General features: G+C 67.8%; 11 protein-coding genes. 3 read left to right on the top strand and 8 right to left on the bottom strand.

The annotated features are described in order from the left end of the window. Nucleotide 1 precedes the first annotated feature (1 nt). The 3 genes from C489_RS13305 to C489_RS13295 are packed head-to-tail and all read left to right on the top strand — an operon-like array spanning nucleotide 2 to nucleotide 5430. Entirely contained in the window at nucleotides 2-730 is a 729-nt protein-coding gene (locus tag C489_RS13305; protein WP_006431815.1) for a hypothetical protein, read from the top strand. Next, the gene (locus C489_RS13300; protein ID WP_006431814.1) at nucleotides 723-2492 is read left to right on the top strand and encodes an ATP-binding protein; all 1770 of its coding nucleotides are present in this window, start codon (nucleotides 723-725) and stop codon (nucleotides 2490-2492) included. The genes C489_RS13305 and C489_RS13300 overlap by 8 nt, the downstream gene beginning before the upstream one ends. Beyond that, nucleotides 2485-5430 (top strand): hypothetical protein, encoded by a 2946-nt coding sequence (locus tag C489_RS13295; protein ID WP_006431813.1) that lies wholly within the window; start codon nucleotides 2485-2487, stop codon nucleotides 5428-5430. Before C489_RS13300 ends, C489_RS13295 begins: the two co-directional genes overlap by 8 nt. Before the next feature lie 59 nt (nucleotides 5431-5489). Here the strand turns inward: C489_RS13295 and C489_RS13290 are convergent, their stop codons facing one another. The 8 genes from C489_RS13290 to C489_RS13255 are packed head-to-tail and all read right to left on the bottom strand — an operon-like array spanning nucleotide 5490 to nucleotide 17666. Then, on the bottom strand, nucleotides 5490-7745 hold the full coding sequence (locus C489_RS13290; RefSeq protein WP_006431812.1) for a COG1361 family protein: 2256 nt from the start codon (nucleotides 7743-7745) through the stop codon (nucleotides 5490-5492). Beyond that, a complete protein-coding gene (locus tag C489_RS13285) occupies nucleotides 7738-8733 on the bottom strand; it encodes a hypothetical protein (RefSeq protein WP_049890859.1) in 996 nt (331 codons plus the stop codon). The genes C489_RS13290 and C489_RS13285 overlap by 8 nt, the downstream gene beginning before the upstream one ends. A 3-nt stretch (nucleotides 8734-8736) precedes the next feature. Continuing rightward, nucleotides 8737-11688, bottom strand: a complete 2952-nt coding sequence (locus tag C489_RS13280; RefSeq protein ID WP_006431810.1) for a hypothetical protein — start codon at nucleotides 11686-11688, stop codon at nucleotides 8737-8739. Between the two features lie 2 nt (nucleotides 11689-11690). Continuing rightward, nucleotides 11691-12917 carry an FtsZ/tubulin family protein gene (locus C489_RS13275; RefSeq protein ID WP_006431809.1) on the bottom strand — a complete coding sequence of 409 codons (1227 nt, stop codon included), beginning with the start codon at nucleotides 12915-12917 and terminating at the stop codon, nucleotides 11691-11693. 3 nt (nucleotides 12918-12920) lie between these two features. Then, nucleotides 12921-15011, bottom strand: coding sequence for a hypothetical protein (locus tag C489_RS13270; RefSeq protein ID WP_006431808.1), 2091 nt, complete (start codon nucleotides 15009-15011; stop codon nucleotides 12921-12923). After that, nucleotides 15008-16006 (bottom strand): hypothetical protein, encoded by a 999-nt coding sequence (locus C489_RS13265; protein ID WP_006431807.1) that lies wholly within the window; start codon nucleotides 16004-16006, stop codon nucleotides 15008-15010. Before C489_RS13265 ends, C489_RS13270 begins: the two co-directional genes overlap by 4 nt. Before the next feature lie 20 nt (nucleotides 16007-16026). Beyond that, entirely contained in the window at nucleotides 16027-16290 is a 264-nt protein-coding gene (locus C489_RS13260) for a hypothetical protein (protein ID WP_006431805.1), read from the bottom strand. Beyond that, nucleotides 16287-17666: an FtsZ/tubulin family protein gene (locus tag C489_RS13255; protein WP_006431804.1), complete on the bottom strand. Its 1380-nt coding sequence runs from the start codon at nucleotides 17664-17666 to the stop codon at nucleotides 16287-16289. Before C489_RS13255 ends, C489_RS13260 begins: the two co-directional genes overlap by 4 nt. Nucleotides 17667-17926: the final 260 nt, after the last annotated feature.

Raw genomic sequence — 17926 nt, 5'->3', positions numbered from 1 at the left:
GATGCGCGCAGACTCGTTGCTGCAGGGGGTTCGTCGGGTCGACGAACAGGGGGAGCGACTCCTCTCCGTGCGGACCTTCTCGGGGTCGGAACCCGCGCTGTGGGTCGACACCGCGATGGCCGCCCTCGTTGACCTCGCCGAACTACTTCGCGCCGGGGCACCGTTCCCGCCGCGACTCGAGACTGAGATCGAAACCGAGACCAGCGATCGAGCGGGCCGTGACTGCCTGCCCGACGGCGGCTCCGGTCGAACGGCAACGGGGTCGGGAGAGAGTCCGGCAGACCGGGACGATCTCGTTCGACTGGTCCTCGAGACCGGGTACGAGCGCGGGTCGACGCCGATCGGGGACCTCTCGCCGGCGGTCGCCGACCGCGTCGCGGCCGCGGATCGCCTCGAGACCGTCGACTCGAGGGTGATCGTCCCGCTGTCTGCGACCGCGCCGTACGCGCGCAACTGGCGACCGCTCATCGAGACCTTACTTGAGCGACTCGAGGGTGTCCGCGAGGACTTCGAGCGGATCGTCCGTCGGGTGCAGGCCGGCGATGTCGACGGGCCGCTCGCGACCGGCTGCGAGGCGATCGCCCGGATGCTCGAGACGCTCTCGCTGGTCGTTCGCCGGGCCGACGCCGACACCCGGTACGTCCGCGACCGGGCGGACCACCGGCAGGACGAACTGTTATCGACGATCGAGGACGCGACGACGCAGCTACGGAGTGACGACAATGCATAACCTGACGCCAATACTGAAGCGAGATCAGCCGACGTCCCGGATCAAGATCGGAGCGAAGAAGGTCGGACCGAACACCAATACCGTCGAGATTCGCCACAACGACAGGCGGGCCTTTTTCTACGTCGAACCGGTCGACGACTCGATCATCGATGGGATTGGGAACAAGGTCCGGATGCACCAGAACGTCGAAACCGTGTTCGGTGGTATCGACCGGGGCAAGGACTTCCTGGTCGATTCGGACGTGTCGAAACGCGATGTCGTGGAGTGTTCCACGGCGAAGATCCACACCAGCGAGATCGTCCCAGACGACCTCGAGCCGTTCCTCCGGGAGAACGACTACCTGCTCCACCCGATGGAAGAGGTCGTCCCGAAAGGCGACGAGTTGGCGACCTTCGAAGTCGCGGCGATGGAGCCGACCGACTACGCGACGCTGCGGGTCACGCCGAACACCGACCTCGAGTTCATCGACGCCGGGGAACTTCGGGAGCTTCGCGCGACCAGAAACGCGGCGAGTCGCGGCGGCCCCGGTCCCGGCGGGGCCGGCGAGGAGGGGGCCGGCAACGACGAGGAGGTACAGGTCTCGCTCGAACCGAAGAAGCCGACCGTCAGCTTCGAGGAGGACGTCGCCGGGCTCCCGGAGGTCAAGCGGACCGCGGAGAACCTGCTCGCGCTGTTCGATCCGGACGTTCGCGACGAGGTCATCGACCGCTACGGCGACGAGTTCGCCTCGCGGGGCAACAGCATGCTGTTGTACGGGCCGCCGGGCTGTGGGAAGACGCTCATCTCGGAGGCGATCGCCTACGAGGCGAAGTTCAACTCCCGCATCGAGGAGAGCTACGGCGAGGTCAAGTTCCTCGAGATCAAGGGCAGCGACGTGCTCTCGAAGTACTCGGGGGAGTCGGAGAAACGCGTCGAGGCGATCTTCGAGAAGGCCCACGGGATCGCACAGGACGGCTTCGCGGTCCTCTTCTTCGACGAGGTCGACACCCTCATTCCGGACCGCGGCGACGACTCCCTGCAGCGCCACGAGCGGTCGCTGACTAACGCCTTCCTCCAGGAGATGAACGAGATCGAGGACAACCTGCTCGTGATCGGGGCGACGAACATGCCGTTTACCATCGACCCGGCGGCGACCCGTCGGTTCCCGATCCAGCAGTTCATTCCCCAGCCCGACGAGACGGTCATGGCCGAGGTCTGGCGCAAGCACCTCTCGTCGATGACTGGCACGACGGCGGTCGACTACGAGCGCATCGGGGCCGAATCGAAGGGGTACACCCCGGCCGAAATCGCCGATCGCGTCCTCGGAAGCGACCTCCAGCGCGAACTCGTCGAGAGCGTCCACCTCCCCGATCGCGAGCCAATCGAACCGGACACCGACTACTTCCTCGAGCGCCTCGAGGCGACCGAGCCGAAGACGATCCGCCAGTACGTCGCGAGCGTGCGGACCCAGATCGACGACCTCGAGGGCTACCCCGAACTCAAACGCTACGTTGAAGAGCAGGCCGACCGGCTGGGAATGGGCCTCGGCTCGGAGCCAGCCTCGCTCGGCCAGTTGCTCGGCGGCGATTCGGCCCCGTCAGCCGGGGCCGCGACGCCGGCGGAGGGGGCTCCGACGGACGGAACCGCGACGCCGTCGGACGAACCGCCCTCGGGGTCGGCAACGACGGACGACTCGAGTTCGGACATGGCCGAGATCGATATCTCGGAGCCCGACGAGGCGGACGAAGACGCCGGCTCGAGCGGAGGTGAGGGCGATGAGTGACGGCTACCGGCAGGTCGGCTCCTTCGAGAGCGGCCGCGTCGACGCCGTCGGCGTCGGCGACGGGGCGATCGCGCTCGGGGCCGACGACCGCGTCGTCGTGGCCACTGGCGGGGACAGCCTCGAGATCGACCACGGCGAGCGGGTCGTCGACCTCGCGCTGGCCGATCGCGTGCTCGTCCTCTCGGCGGAGACGCTGACGACCTACTCGCGGGACGGCGACCGGATCCGACAGCAGCCGGTCGGGGACGCACACGCGATCGCCGCCGTCCCCGAGACGGGGCTCGTCGGCGTGCTCGGGCCGGATCGGCTTCGCGCCGTCGATATCGCGACCGGTCGCGAGCAGTTCGATATCGAGCGCACGCGGCCGGGCGGTCCGGCCGACGACGGCTTGCTCGGCACGCCCTCCGGCTTCGTGATCGCGACGTGGTCGTTCCTGACCCGGATCGATCCCGACGGCGAGGTCGCCTTCGACCGGAACCTCGAGGCCGTGGTGCGGAGTCTGGGGCGGTGTGACGACGCGATCGTCGCCGCCCTGCAGAACGATCGGCTCGTCTCGGCCGACCTCGAGACCGGCCAGTCGCGCTGGCAGACGGAACTCGCGGCCAAACACGTCGCGCCGGTCGGCGATTCCTTGGTGCTGGTAACCACGGCGGACGGCATCCGCGCGGTCGACCCCGCGGGCGCGACGGCCTCGGTTTCGGGCCTCTCGAGCGGCGACGGCTACGCGACGGCCGACGGGTCGCTCGTCTGTGCGATCCGGGACGGGACGGTGTCGATCCACACGCACAGCCGCGACCGGCTCCGGCTCGCCGTCGCGACCGACAGCGTCGGCGTCGGCGGCACGATCGACGTCGAGGTGACCAACGTCACCGACCGAAAGCGTCGCGTCTCACTGACCGCCGCCGTCGACGGGGCGACGCTCTCGCCGGACGAACGGACCGCAGCGATCGAGGCGGGCGAGACGACGCTCGTGGACTTCCCGGTCGAATCGGTCAGGGCCGAAGGCGAGACGGAAGTCGAACTCGCCGTCGACGATTCAGTCGTCGAGCGGGCGGCGATCGAACTGGACGACGCCGCGAGCGGCGGGATAGCCGTCGAAACCGATCTCGAGGCGACAACGATCGATCACGGCGTCGCCGAACTCGCGGTCGCCGTCGAGAACGTCGGCGGCGTGGCGCTCGAGGACGTTCGGCTCCGCGAGACGGACGCGGGCACAGACGCCCTTGAGCCCGGCGAGACGTGGACGGGGACCGTCACGCGGCCGTACGAACCCGACCGGCGGGTGTCGGTCGGCCTCGAGGTCGCCCGCGGCGAGCGCCGCCGGGAGTACGCCCCGACGTGTACGCTGCCGCCGATCCCGACCATCGATGTCGAACCCGACGAGGACGCGATCCGTGCGACCGTCGAGATCGACGGCACGGTGCCCGTCGTCGACCGGCTCGTGATCGAACTCCCGGGAGCGGGCCGGGTTCGGACCGAGGTAACCGTCGAGGGCGATGACCTGCTGCTCGTCGTGCCCCGGTTCGAGGACGGCACCGCCCGGATCGGCCTCGAGTCGCTCGACGTCGACGAACGGGTCCGGCTCTCCGGCGGTGGTCCGGGGACGCTCTCTAGTTCGTCGGGACTCGGCGGCGCGAGCCGGTCCCGATCGTCCCGATCTGCTCGGTCCGCCCAATCCGAGTCGGCCGCCACGCCGTCCGCGACCGCCGACGATTCGGTCGGCGACGGCGGTACTTCAGACGGGTCGGCGGTCGGAACCGAGCCGACGAGCGGGGACGAGACGGAGTCGGCTGACAGCATCGAGGAACGCACTGAAACGGCCGCTGGCGGACCCGAAGCCAACGGCGAAGAGAGTCCCAGCCCCGACCCAGCCGAATCTGCGACCGGCGACGATACCGCCGGCGACTCTCTCATCGTCGCGACGCGGCGGCCGGACGAGGAGCGGGCACCGGTCGGGCACGCGGTCCGGGACCGAATCGACCTCGAGAACGAGGGCGACTCGGCGGCGACCGTTGCCGTCGATATTGGCGATTCGACCGTCGATATCGGTCGGCTCGCGGGCGGCGAGCGGACGACCCTCGAGCGATCGGTGGCGGTCCTCTCGGGCGAGAGCGCCACCCTGCCGTCGGCATCGATCACGGTCAACGGAGACGTTCGCGAGCGGCTTTCCGAACGCACGATCGCTGCCGGCGAGGGCGGCGTCGCCGTTCGGGCCACCGTCGATCCGACCGACGGGACCGTCGTCGCCGACCTCGAGAACCGCGACGACCGGCCCCGTCGGGTTCGCGGGCTCGAGATCGCCGGCCGCGCGGTCCCGCTCGAGGCGCGCCTCGCCGCCGGCGAGTCGACGACCGCGACCGCCGGCCCCGAGCGCTGGGACGCGGCGGACGTAGACGGTGACGCGGACGCTATTGAAGGAGTGCTGGAAGTCACCGACGGGGACGGCACCGACCGCCGGATCGATATCGTCGCGACGGTCTCGTCGATTGCGGCCGGCTCCGCCGATGACGACGACCGGTTCCGGATCGCGATCGGCCCGGAGACGCAGGTCGCCGGCGAGTACGGGACCGTCGTGCTCGTCTTCGAGAACGAGGGCGACCGGCCGCTGTCGGACGTCGCGGTGTCGGCGAGCGGCGAGCCGATCAATGAACTGTTCTACTCGGAAGCGCGCCGCGAGCGCCTCGAGCCCGGCGATCGAATCGAGCACTTCGTCGATATCGAACCCGGCGTCTCGGACCCGTCGTTCGACGCGACGGTCCGGTTCGCGGTCGACGACGCCGAGCGCGAACACGCCGTTCGCGCAGCCGGCCCGTCGGTCGCGGACGAGGCGGACTGGACCGACGCCCACCGCGAGCGTTGGTCGATCGAGCGCGTCGAAAACGAGTCGTCAACTCGGAGCGTTCCGTCGTCGCTGTCGACGCCGTTCCGCCTCGAGTAACGTCGGTTCGGTCGTCGAGACGGATCGCAGTCACCGGCCGGCAGGCCGGAGGCGGAATTTTATACGAGGAAGTCGCCGCTGACTGACTCCCGCGCGTCACGGAGATACCAGTACATCCCGCGTGCGGTCCGGAAGACGATCCCGATGACGAGCGCCGCGTACACCGCGACCGCGCCGAACAGCGACCAGCGGGTCACCTGCAGCGCGGCGGTCCGCTGCTCGTACTCCGCCGTCACCGCCTCGGCTCGGCTCGTCTCGCCGGCCTCCTCGAACGTCGCCGTCGCGTTCTCGTAGGCGGTGTCCATCTCGTCGACGCGCTCGGCGTACGCGTCGTACTCGGCCGGGTTCAGGAACAGCGGCTGCCCGGCGATCGTGACGAACTGCTCCGTCTCCATCGCGGCCCACGTCTCGTCGGCCCGCTGACGGGCCCGCTCGCCCTCCGAGACGGACTCCGTGTAGCTCTGGAAGGCCGATTCGGCGTCCGACTCGAGCGTCGCCGCCCGCTCGTCGTCGCCCTGCAACAGCGCGACCCGGGCGAGCTGGCGCTGGACCGTCGCCTCCTCGATCAGCGAGACGTTCTCGGACTCGAGGCGCTCCTCGTAGTAGGCCTCCTGTTCGGCGATCGCCGCATCGAGGTCGCTCTCAGCGGTCGAAATCACCGCCGAACTGTCGTCTTCGAAGGCGTCGCCCTCGAGTTCGTTCGCGTAGAGGGTCATCGTGTTGTAGGCGGCCGCGGCCTGGACGATCTCCCGCTGGGCGGACTCGTACTCCCCGGCGGCCTGTCGCTCGCGGGCGGCCTCCATCGATTCGAGGTAGAGCGAGGCGGCGCTCCCGTAGGACAGCACTCGGGTGATATCGTCGCCCGACACGTCGCCGGATCGGGACCGCTCGTCCATCGTGTTGATCATCGAGACGGTGCGATCGGCGACCGTCCCGTCGTAGGACGACACCTCGGACCGGATCGGCCCGAGATCGAGCGGGACCGGCGAGGCCGTGACCGTCACGGTCTCTTCCTCGACGCCGTCGCCGTCGACGACGTACGTCCACTCGTAGCTCGTCCCCACCTCGGCATCGGGTTCGAAGGCCATCCCGAAGACGACCGGCCGGTCGTCGCCGGCGGCGAGCCGCGACGGGGACTCCTCGACGGTGAGCCACCTGTCCGGCCCGTCCTCGAGCGAAACCTCGAGGTTGTCGACGTTGTTATAGCCGAGCGATTCACCGACGGTCGTCGACCGCCGCTCGGGTTCGCCGATCGGCACGTCCCCGAGGTCGATCCGGCTGGGAACGTCGAGTTCCGTTCCGTGCTCGATGTCGACGGTGCCCTCGTAGCTCGCGTCACTGACGCTGTAATCCGCCGCGCTGGCCGACCCGGTCACGTCGTAGGTCCCTTCCGAGAGCGTGGTATCCGCCGTCACCGCCAACTCGACCGTCTCGGTGGACTGTCCGTCGATCGTGTCCGGGCTGTCCGCGACCGAGACGTCGAGCCCGCCGTTTGATGCGTAGGCCGTCACGCCGTCGAGATCCAACTCGAGGTCGCCGGTGTTCTCGACATCGAGATCGACCGTCTTCGTGATCGTCGAGGACGAGCCGCGGGGTTCGTCGAACGTCATCTCGTCGTCGAGGGTGACCTCGCCGAACTCGGCGGGGTAGATCACGCGGCCCTCGACGTCGACGGTTCGGGTCGTTCTGGAGTCGCCGTTCGCCCTGAGCTCTACCTCCCACTCGAGGTCCTCGTGCTGGTCGACGCCGCTGTCGGCATAGACGTTCCAGTTCAGCGTGCCGCCGCTCGTGCTGACGCCCAGATCGGCGTCCGGATCGGTGCTGACGACGGTTGCACTGGCGTAACTCAACCCCCCTTCGCCGGTGAGTTCCTCGATATCGACCTCGCCGGACGCGCTCCCGCCGACGAGTACGTCACCGGTGTCGAGGGGTTCGTCCTCGAGGCCGGGGATCGGGAGGCGGTCGACCTGAAAGCTGTCCGAGCCGCCGCCGGCGCTGACGGTGACCGTCCCGCCGCTCGCATCGTCGTCGCCGCTGATATCAAGGTCGATCGTTCGGCTCGACTGCCCCGGAACGCTTCGCTGATCCGGGTCGACGTCGATACCCGATGGCGACGAGATATCGATCGAGACGGAGTCGTTCCCCCTGTTCTCGACTGTGACCGAGTGCGTCTCCGTCTCGGTCCCCAGTTCGACCGACCCTCTGTCAGCGGTGACGGTGACACTGCTCTGTGCCATCGCCCCCGGGACGGCCGCCATCGTCAGGCCTATCGCGAGAACGAACGCGACGAACAGCACTCGTTTGCGCTCAGACATCGCTATCACCCACTGCGACGACCGAGCCGACTCTCGACGCCTCGTAGGTCCGTCGCCAGAGGAAGAGCCGTCCGACGATGATCGTTCCCAACAGTCCGACGGCGACCCCGTAGCCGACCAGCACCGCGCTCGAGGCGATCGCGAGCGTCGTTCGGGTCTCGGTCACGTCGTCGGCCATCGCGGTCAGTTCGTCCTCTCGATCGGTGAGTCCGTGGGTCGCCGCGCGGTCGCTGGCGTCCCGAATCTGGCTTTCGGTCGCTCGTGCCTCCCCGTAGGCCGCGAACGTCTCGAGGCCGTTTGCGCTGATGGCCGCCTGGACGTCCGCGCAATCGGTGCAGTCTTCGACGAAGGTCGCCGTCGCGTTGCGCGCGGTCGCGATGGTCTCGCGGTCGCGCTCGTACTCGGCGGTCAACTGCTCGGCCTGCACTCGGAACTGAGCCGCCTCGTCGGGCATGTCCGCCCGCTCGTAGGCGGTCGCGGTCATCTCGAGGCGCTCGATCCGGTCGGGCGTTCGGTTCACGGCGTCGGCCTCCTCGTAGAGCCCGTCGCCGAGTCGCTCGTAGAACCGCGTCAGCGCGAGTCCGGCGAGCGTCGCCTGCGTCTGGTCGTACTGCTCGAGGTCGTCGATATGTTCGCTGACGTTCTCGGCGGCGGCGAGACTCGCCTCGTACTCGCCGTCTTCGGCGCGGACGTAAGCGCGGTCGAACGCCCGCAGGGTGCCGGCGACGGCCGCGAACTCCGCGCGCTCGTCGGCGGAGAGGTCGCCGGTCACCTGCGTCTGGGACACGGCGAAGGTTCGGACCGTCTCGAGTTCGTCGTACTCCTGGTAGGCCTCGGTCCCCTCCATCCCGCGGAACGTCTCGAAGTAGTCGTTCGCGCTCTCCTCCTGTGCGGCGGCGGTCCCTCCGAAGAGGGGTACCGTCGCGACCGTCGCGACGACGAGTATCGCCGCGAGTAGCATCGACCGTCGGGTAGATCGTGTGGGCATGGCTTAGAACACCGTCCGTGAGAGTCTGTCGCGGAGGGGATCGCGCTCGAACACGGCCTCGACCGCGTCGAGCAACAGCAGGGCGGTGTAGATGGTGACGATCGCCTCGTCACCGCGACCGGCGTCGCTGCCCAGTTCCCAGGCGCGGCGCAGCATCTCCTCGGCGGGTGCGGCCTCCGAGACCGATTCGCGCTCGGTCTCTACCTGCGCCGTGACGTTCTCGTACCGGTCTTTGAGCGTGTTTCGTCGGCTCATCGCGTCGGCCTCGAGCCACTCGAGGACCGTCTCGAGGTCGCACTCGCCGTCCCAGCCGACGCCGGGATCGGGCATGTCCGCGCAGGCCGCGAAGAGGTCGACGTTCCGCTTGGTCGTCATCGCGTCGTTGATCGCGTCGATCGCCGCCTCGGCGGCGGAAAGCAGCGCGTCCGCGACGGCGTCGGGCTCCGCCTCGCTGTGGGCGAAGCGATGGCCCGCGTCGGGCAGTGATTCGACCGTCTCGAGGATCGCGGTCACGACCGAGCCGTAGTACCGCGGGATGGTCGTATCCCGCCCGCTGTGGTCGGACAGGGCACGGACCTCGCGTCGGAGCTGATCGATCCGGTCCCGGTGGCTCGAAGACAGGGACCACGTAAAGCGGGCGTCGACCTCGACTTTCGTCGACCGGTCTTCGCGCACCGTCAGGACGGTTTTCCCGCCCTCGAACAGGTTTTCGCGTCTCTCCGGAGCACCGATCGCGGCCCGGTACTGTCCGATCAGGAGCCCGTCGCGGGTGGCGACCCCGTCGCGGTCGGTCGTCATGCTGACGGTTCCGTACCGATCGTCGAGCACCTTCTCCCGCGGACTCAGTTGGAGCGCCATCGACGGCGTCCGAACGCCGTCGACGCGGGAGACCAGCCGCACGCGTCCGGTCCGGGGCGCGAGCTTGACCGTTCGGTCTCCGTTCTGGGTGAACGAGACCGTCTCCGTCCGGGTCTCGTACTTCTCGTGAGTGATCTCCACCTCGACGCTCGAGCCGTCGTCGCCGGGCTCGAGCGAGACGCGGCCGGACGCGTTCGTCGTGTCGGTGGCCCCGTCGTCGCGCGTGATCGTCGCACCGGAGATCGGCTCGCCGTCGTCGCGGTCGACGAGCGTGATCGTTGCCGGGAATGAGACGGTAAGCGTCGCGCTCGAACTCCGCTTGGTCACGTCGGCGACATCGGAGCTGTGTGAGTCGTGTTTCGCGACGACCTCCCACGGGCCGCGATCCGGCACCGTGACCCGTCCCTCGCCGCTCGAGATCATCGTGCTCTCGGTCTCCGGGTCGTCGACGTTCGCCCGCCGGTAATAGACCTCCGTTCGGCCGCCCAGCGACTGCTCCCCGTCGGTTACGGAGACATCGACGGTGAATCCGGTCGGGCGGTCGGCACCGGCCGGAACGCCGAGGAAGTAGTAGGTCACCGGTGCCAGCGCCGCGCCGAGGAGGACGCCAAAACCGGAGATAACGTGCGGCCACGGCGCGACTTCGACGGGTAGCAAACCGATGGTCTTGTCGAAGGACGACAATGCCGTGGACGTCAACTCTCCGGTGAGGAAGACGACGAGTATGATCGCGATCGCCAGCGCCGGTCCGACGGCGATGAGGCCGGTCAGTTTGAGCCGTTCTCGGCTCCATTCGTCGCGGAACCGGTAGGCACCGTACCCGACGGCGAGTCCGAAGAGACCCGGAATCAGCAGTGGGGTGAGTAGCTTGCCGATGTCGATCAGTAGCGAGAGTGGCCCGCCTGCGCCCGCGGAATCGCTGTTGGTACCGGATTCAGGGGCACTGAGCGTCACTCTCGCGAGTCCCGCATCGGTCGCCACCAGGAGTTCGTCGTCTGCCGTCACCGTCGTCCCGTCGAGGCCGAGTTCGCCGTTCTCGACCGTCCCGTTCTCGAGCGCGAACTGCTCGAGAGACCCATCGCTCTCGTTGACGATGACGGTCGAGACCGTGAGTCCGTCGACGCTCTCCTCGAACGCGACCGTCGAGCCGTCACCGACGACGGTCGCGGAGAGCGGAGCCGGTTCCGCGAGCGAGAGGGTTTCGTCCTCGAGGAAGGCGTTGCCTCCGTCCGCGGCCGACAGGCTGACGCTCACGTCGGTCGCGCTCGAGAGCGATGGCAGGTCGATCTCGCCGGGGCGAGCGGGAGCGATGCTGTTGTTCACGTACCGGTTCCCGCCGTCGTCCTCGGCCGCAACGTCGTACTGACTGCCGGTCTCGACCAGCGGGTGCCAGAGCACGAGGTCGGTATCGATATCGCGGAGTTCCGGCTCGAGGGTTCGCTCCGTCGGTTCCCAGTCGCCAACGGACGCCTCGAGGTCGATTTCATCGCCGGGGTCCACCGCGCCGACGAGCCACGATTGGTCGATCGCGAGTTGCGTGCCGTTCGCTCGGACGTCGGCCTCGGTCTCGGAACCGCCCGCGGAGACCGTGACCGTGTCGCTTTCCGTGATCCCGACCGTGTCGCGTTGATCGAGCGGGAGCACGAGCTGCGGTTCGTCGCCGCCGTCGATCCGAACCGGAACGTCGTTCGCGAGCGCGACCGTACGCAGGTCGAGGGTCTCGTTCGCCGTCTGATCGCCGGCCGTGACCGTCACCTCCGCCTCGCGCAGCGACTCGTGGCCGATCCCGTCGGCCAGTTCGGCGATCGCCACCTCGGCCGAGCCGTCGCTGCTGTTCCCGGTCGTCGAGGCGCTCTCGTTGCCCGCGGTGACCTCGAGGGTCACCTCCTCGGGCCGGTCGTCGCCGAACTCCGAGAGGGAGACCTCGAGGTAGTCGTTGGTCCGCTCGATACCGATCTCCCCGTTGCCGTCTTGGGCCGTCGCTGCCGCTGTCACCGGTGCGACCGTCGCACCGGCGACCGCGAGCGCGAGGACGAGGGCGACGAGCGCGCGGGTGGCGGTCGAACGGGCGTCGGGATCGAGTGTCAGTCCCGTCATGCTCACTCCGCGTTCCGTTCGACGTACGACTCGAGGTTGTCGACGATCCGGTCGAGTTGGGCGGTCGTCAGATCGGAGCCGCCGCCGCGGGACTGGCCGGCGAGGCTGTCGCCGAGCATCTCGAAGTCGTCCCACGAGTGATCGAGCAGCGGGTTCAGATCGAAGCCGCCGAGCAACAGGAGCACGTCGACGTCGCTGCCGCGCCCGCGTTTCGGCGTGAGACTCGCCTGCCCGGCGACGTTGATATTGTTCTTCCCGGTCCACTCGCGGAACGCCTCGTAGACGTCCGGTTCGGTGATCTCCCCGTCGTCGATCATCTGCTCGGGCGCGCGAACGATCGCGTAGGCGGCCGTCGTCGTCTCCACGTCCATCGGCACGAACGCCCCCTCGGCCGCCTGATCGAGCATGTACTCGAGTTCGTAGACGGAGCCGTTGAGGTCCGTCGCGACGGCGGGCGTGAAGTGATAGGCGTCCATCTGGGACGGGATCGTCACGTAATCCTTGATATCGATGACGCTGTGGGTCTCCCGGCCGGCCCCGATCATCAGGTCAACCGCGGTGATGATCGCGTCGTTGATCGAATCGTACTGGTCGCCGGCGGCGGTCTCGTCGTCGTCGAGGTGGGAGTTCGACGCGAGCAACACCATGTCGGCGTTTTGCTCGTCGTCGTCGGTCCGCAGCAGCCGCGAGAGCCCGCAGATCGCGTTGAAGTGTCGCTGGGGCTGCTCGTAGTAGTAGGGCCAGACGCCGACGGCGGCGTGGATCACGCTGTCCATCCACTCCTCGGCGGCGTTGTCGTCGTCTAGGTCGCGCAGCCCGTCTTTGAACTGGTCGACGACGTAGGGGATCGAGCCGTTACCGGTTCCCCCGCCGAGCGTCGCGACGTGCATGAACGCGTCGGTCGTCCCGAACTCGGTGATCCGGTTGACGATCCGATCGAGGTCCTCCCGCGCGCAGGCCTCCCCGTTCGGGAAGAAGTTCCCCGCCCCCTGCTGGGAGCCGAACTCGAGGGCGTGGGACTCGATCACGTCCTCCTCTTCGCTGGCCCCCAGTTTCGACCGGAGCCGGTCGATCGTGTTCCGCAGGTCCGCTCTGTTCGTGTTCATCACCAGAATCCGGTCGTCGATGCCCGGGTTCTCGGTGCGGTCGAAAAACTGCGATGCGATGCGTCCGCCACCCTCTCCCGAGGCGATGACGCTCCATCTCGTAAACGTGTCTGTCTGTCCCATTGATTACTTCAGTTCGATCGCGTCGCCGCTGGTCGTCACGCTGTGCTCCTCGCTCAGGTCCGCGATCACGTCCCGAATCACCGACCGCGGGACCGGTGCCGTCAGGAAGTTCCGCTCGAGGTCGTCGAAGGAAAGCCGCTCGCCCGGCTCGAGGTTGTACCTGACCACGTTGGTCAGTTCGCGCTCGAGTTGATCGCGCTCGAAGACGACGATTTCGCCGTCGCCGGTCTCTGTCGCGTCGTAGCCGTCCGTCTCGGCCCACACGGCGAGCAGGCAGGGGGCGTGTGCGGACCGCACCGGCAGCTCCATCGCCGTCGACACGTGTCCCTCGTCCTCGAAGAGTTCCTCGAGGCGCGGGCGGAGTTCCGACAGGTGCTCGCCCATGTCCGTATCGGTGTCCGCACAGACCCGTTCGCGGAGACTCTGTTCGCTGAATTCGATCTCGATCGTCGTCCCGCCGTCGACCCGCACCTCCCGTTCGATCGGTGCGAACGCGTCGTCGCCGGGCTCGGCCTCGAGCGCGTAGCTGCCGGCCGGGACGTCCGCGAACGTCGTCGATCCAGCGACCCGCGTCTCGACGGTCGCAGTCTCGTCGTACCCCGATCCCGACAGCGACAGCGTCGCCGTCCGTTTCGTGCCGCCTCGCTCGTAGGCGACGTCGACGGAGAGATCGTGGGTTTCGACGTCGCCAGGTCGGAGAACCGGGACGTCGGGATCGAGTTCGACCCCCTCGTTGCGCCGGTAGTAGAGCCCGAGGAACTCGTCGGCGTTTCGCACCGGCAGGTCGTCGTCGGTGACCTCTCCCGACGCCTCGAGTTCCGCTTCGATGGTCTCGGCGACATCGTCGTAGGCCCCCACGACGGCGGCCTTGGTGCTTGCAGTGCCGACGGCGTCGGCGAGCGATTCGGCGACCTCCCGCCACCGCTCGGTGAACCGCTCGAAGTCGTCGATCCCCTCGAGTTCGTCGACGAACGTCTCGCCGGCGATCGCCGGCTCCGCGTAGTAGCCGGGCGGCAGGTCCGCGTCTCGGAGCGGCTCAACTTCCTCGGCGAGGGTGCGCTCGAGCGCCGCGACCACGTCGACGCAGGTCCGGCGGAGGTCGGCGCGACGCCGGCTTACCTCCGACAGATCGAGCGCCGAATCCATGCCGGTGACGGCCGATTCGACCTCGTCGATCGCGTCGATGTACTCGGCGTCGACGTGTGCGGCCACGCCGGCGTCCTCGACGGCGTCGACCAGCGTCAACACCGCGTCCCGCTCGGCGTCGAACGAGCCGGAGAACTGATCGCGAAGCCGGTCTCGCGCCTCGAGGACCGACTCGACGGCCGCGCCGAACTCGTTGCGACCGACGGCGTCGGCGGCCGCCTCCAGATCCCGTTCGATCGCATCACTGTCGGCCGGCCGCTGGTCGCCCCGCCCCATCTCGCGGACGGTTTCGATCGCCGTCTCGATCGTCTCCGTCGCGGTCGCTCTGGCGGCGTCGACCGAATCGCGACAGGCCGGCACGGCCGCGTCCGGAGCCGGCTCGTCGATCGCCGCCTCGCGGCCCACGAGGTCGACCTCCTCGAGCCGGTCGAGCGCGTCCTCGATCCGGGACAGTTCGTCGGTCGCGAACGACCGGAACTCCGTCTCGACGTCTTCCTCGACGCGATCGATCTCGGCCGCGATCTCCTCGAAGGACTGCACGTCGGCGTTCTTGACCGACTTCGTGAGGTCGAACGCGCCCGACTCGAGGTCGAACGCGACGCCCTCCGCCCGGAGATCGCCCGCGATCGACTCGAACTGTGCGTCCGCGGTGAACTCCCACCCGGGGTACGCGGTGTGGAGGTCGTTTCGTTCCCGGACCGTTTCTTGAAAGTCCTGTGCGACGGCCCGCGCCCGCTTTTCGACGTACTGCTGTTCGCTCGTGCCGCTGCGGGAGACGACGCCGCGGACATACAGCGCGATCCCACCGACAATGATCAGCGGGATGCCGCCGATGACGAACCAGACCGCGATTTCGGACCCGTTCAAGACGAAGACGCCCGCTCCGATCGCGGCCGCCAGCACGACCAGTCCACCGATCCCGAGCGCGCTCTTCGCGTTCGATTTCATCGGATCACCTCCAGTAGCTCGACCCCGCCGAGGGTGACGAGCAACGCACCGCCGGCGACGGCCAGAGCGAGCCCGACCAGAATCGGCACCAGCGCCGTCTTCCGGTCGTAGGACACGTTTCGGCTCAGCTTCATCGTCTCCTCGACGCGCCGCGCCGCGACCAGCGGAACCGCCGCGCCCGCCGCCACGCCGACGACGAGACCGGCGGCGAGCGATCCCAGCGTCGTCATCCGGACCGTCGATTGAGCTGCACTTCGCTCCGTTTCGACGGCGGTTTGGTATCGCTCGACAGCGTCGTCCGTCTCCTCGCGCTGTTGGCTTGCATCCGCCTGTACCGCCGCGAGCGCGCCGATCGCACCGCTTTCGTTCCCGGCTTCCGCCTCTGCCAGCAGATAGCTATTCAGCGCGTCCGCTCGATCGTTCATATTTCCGTAAGTCGTGTTGAGTTCATCTAGATCCTCTTCGGCGGCCGCGATATCCGCGTCGCCCTCCTCGAGTGCCGCGGTCGTCTCGTTCAGTGCCGTCGTCGCGTTTTCGAGCGAGCGTCGGGCCTCGAGGTACTCGGCGGCGTGCTCGTCCTCGAGTTCGGCGAGGGCCGCCTCGCCGGTGGGTTCGCCCGCAACGGTCACGGTGAGCCCGGACTCGACGTCGTTGAGGGTGACGTAGTCGTCGAACGCGACCGTCGTTCCGGCCTCGCCGGTGATCGCAACGGTGTAGACACCCTCGGTTGTCGAACTCGGCTCGTCGCGGATTTCGAAGCCGTCGGCCCCATCGTCGGTCAGCCAGTCGCCCTCGTAGGTCGAGCCGTCGTTACAGTAGGCGATGTCGAACGTCGAGCCCTCGTACAGCTGTTCCTCGCCGTCGACCCACTCGCCGTCGATGTCGCCGACGACGGTCGAATCGGTGCCGGGGCAGTCGATGTCGGCCGCGGTCGCGCTGGCGGGTCCCGACCCGACGGCGAGTATCGCGCACACGACAATCGCGAAAAGCAGCATTCGTCGCACTCGAGTCGGCGTCATTGCAGTCGCCCCCCGATTTCCCGATTCTTGTACCAGTACGTGATTCCGCTCGCGACCGCGGCACCGAGGCCGAGCCCGAGCAGCGCACCGCCGGCCGCAAGCGGCAGCGTTTGCTCCGCGAGCGATGTCGCGGTATCGGCTCCGTTCGTCTCCTCGATGGCCGTTTCCACGGCAGATTCGTCCGCCGCGACCGTCGCCGTGAGTCCACAGAGGACGACGACGAGGACGAGCACGCACAGCGTAGCCCGCCGCCGCGTCATGTAAGCAACTCCTCCGTTTCCGCTTCGTAGGCCTCGGCGGCCGCTTCGATATCCGCGAGCCGGTCGAGGTCCTCGCGGCGGTAGGTCAGCAGCGTCGTCACCGACGCGAGGTTCCGATCGCTCATCGCGACGCCGAGGTTGACCTCGCTCAGGTTACTGGTCCCCTCGAGGTATCGCTTGACCGTCCCGATTTCGACGCTGTGACCGCCGGATCCGAGGTTCGCCTTCGGTGCCCTGATCAGCGAAATCGCCTTCTGGGCGTCCTCGACGTCGGCCTTCGCGAGGGTCTGCTTTGCCGCCGACAGCCGCGAGAGCGCCGCGCTGTCGATGTCGCGTTTGCCGACGAATGGCAGAAGATAGCCCGGCAGCGACTGTGTCATCGTCACCGAGCGACCGATCGCGGCGTAGCCCGGCTCCGATTCCTCGCCGGCGACGCCGAACGACAGCGAGGTGACGATGTCCCGAACGTCGATATCCGGCGTGTCGATGCCGTCGACCGCGCTCGGGTCGATCCCGCTCAACACCGGCCCGGCGACGAGATCGTAGATCGACGCGGCGACGTACTCGTTGTACTCGCCGAACTCGCCGCCCGCCGAGTCGAGATACGAGATGCGCTGGTTGTCGACCAACACGATCCCGTCCACTTCGTCCTCAAGCCGATCGAGGCCATACCGGGCGTTCCACGCCTGTCGGCCGGCGCTGACGTCATCTTCGTCATCGTCGGACTCGCCGACCGCGTCCGCGTTCTGCGTGTTCGGCAACACCGCAACCGCGACCACCTTGGTCCGACCGTCGGTAAACGCCTTGATCTCGCGGGCGAGGTGCGGGCCGATCCCGCAGCCGGTTCCGCCCCCGAGTCCGAGGAACAGGAACGCGAACTGCACGCCCGACCCCGTCGGTTCGACCGCCGGCTCGGGACCGGTCCCGGCCGGCTCGTCGTCCTCGAGCGAGTCGCCGTCGACCGGGTCGTCTACCTCGTCTTCGGGTGCGTCGTCGAACGCCGCACCGCCGGCGTCGTTCGCGAACGAGGGATCGAATTTCTCGCCGAGAATCGTCTGGATCTGCGGTGCGTGCTCGGCCATCACCTCGTCGGCGTCGACCGGGTTTCGACCGAACCCGCCGGTCACCATCTCCTCGAATCCGGGCTCGGTCCCCTGGACGAGCCCGTGTTGCTCTGCGACTCCGTACTGATCTTCGGGCGGCACGTTTGAGAGGTTCTGGAGGTCCCGCATCGTCGAATTGAACACCAGCGGCCGACCCAGCGTCGAAATGTCGGCCGAATCGAACAACCCCAGCAGCGAATCGTCGGTGTAATCGAACACCGAGTCGACGATAGCACCCCCCGCTTGTCCGGCCCCAACGAACAGGTACGTCATCTAACTATCGAAAACCGTTTCGTTCAGCTCTAAATGTAGTTAACGGATCGTACATGTCTTATCAATCAGACCACTCGAGCATCATACAATAAAGCTACTGGCCCCGCGGACGACCGTGTTTCCGGATGAAATGGCCGATAGTAACCGTTTCGGGTCGATCCTAGAAACGCGAGATATTTCACACGATATTGATAGAATATATCGAGGACCTATGTCGGATAGAAGACCAATCAGCTCTCGCGTGCGATTCGGGTCGGCGA

The sequence above is a fragment of the Natrinema versiforme JCM 10478 genome, from assembly GCF_000337195.1.
Lineage (GTDB): Archaea > Halobacteriota > Halobacteria > Halobacteriales > Natrialbaceae > Natrinema > Natrinema versiforme.
The sequence above is the reverse complement of the archived record's forward strand: the minus strand, read 5'-3'. Positions and strand labels throughout refer to the sequence as shown.

Coding starts and splice junctions, on each gene's coding strand:
- C489_RS13305 (WP_006431815.1), top strand. CDS start 2: ATGCGCGCAGACTCGTTGCTGCAGGGGGTTCGTCGGGTCGACGAACAG.
- C489_RS13300 (WP_006431814.1), top strand. CDS start 723: ATGCATAACCTGACGCCAATACTGAAGCGAGATCAGCCGACGTCCCGG.
- C489_RS13295 (WP_006431813.1), top strand. CDS start 2,485: ATGAGTGACGGCTACCGGCAGGTCGGCTCCTTCGAGAGCGGCCGCGTC.
- C489_RS13285 (WP_049890859.1), bottom strand. CDS start 8,733: ATGCCCACACGATCTACCCGACGGTCGATGCTACTCGCGGCGATACTC.
- C489_RS13280 (WP_006431810.1), bottom strand. CDS start 11,688: ATGACGGGACTGACACTCGATCCCGACGCCCGTTCGACCGCCACCCGC.
- C489_RS13275 (WP_006431809.1), bottom strand. CDS start 12,917: ATGGGACAGACAGACACGTTTACGAGATGGAGCGTCATCGCCTCGGGA.
- C489_RS13290 (WP_006431812.1), bottom strand. CDS start 7,745: ATGTCTGAGCGCAAACGAGTGCTGTTCGTCGCGTTCGTTCTCGCGATA.
- C489_RS13260 (WP_006431805.1), bottom strand. CDS start 16,290: ATGACGCGGCGGCGGGCTACGCTGTGCGTGCTCGTCCTCGTCGTCGTC.
- C489_RS13265 (WP_006431807.1), bottom strand. CDS start 16,006: ATGCTGCTTTTCGCGATTGTCGTGTGCGCGATACTCGCCGTCGGGTCG.
- C489_RS13255 (WP_006431804.1), bottom strand. CDS start 17,666: ATGACGTACCTGTTCGTTGGGGCCGGACAAGCGGGGGGTGCTATCGTC.
- C489_RS13270 (WP_006431808.1), bottom strand. CDS start 15,011: ATGAAATCGAACGCGAAGAGCGCGCTCGGGATCGGTGGACTGGTCGTG.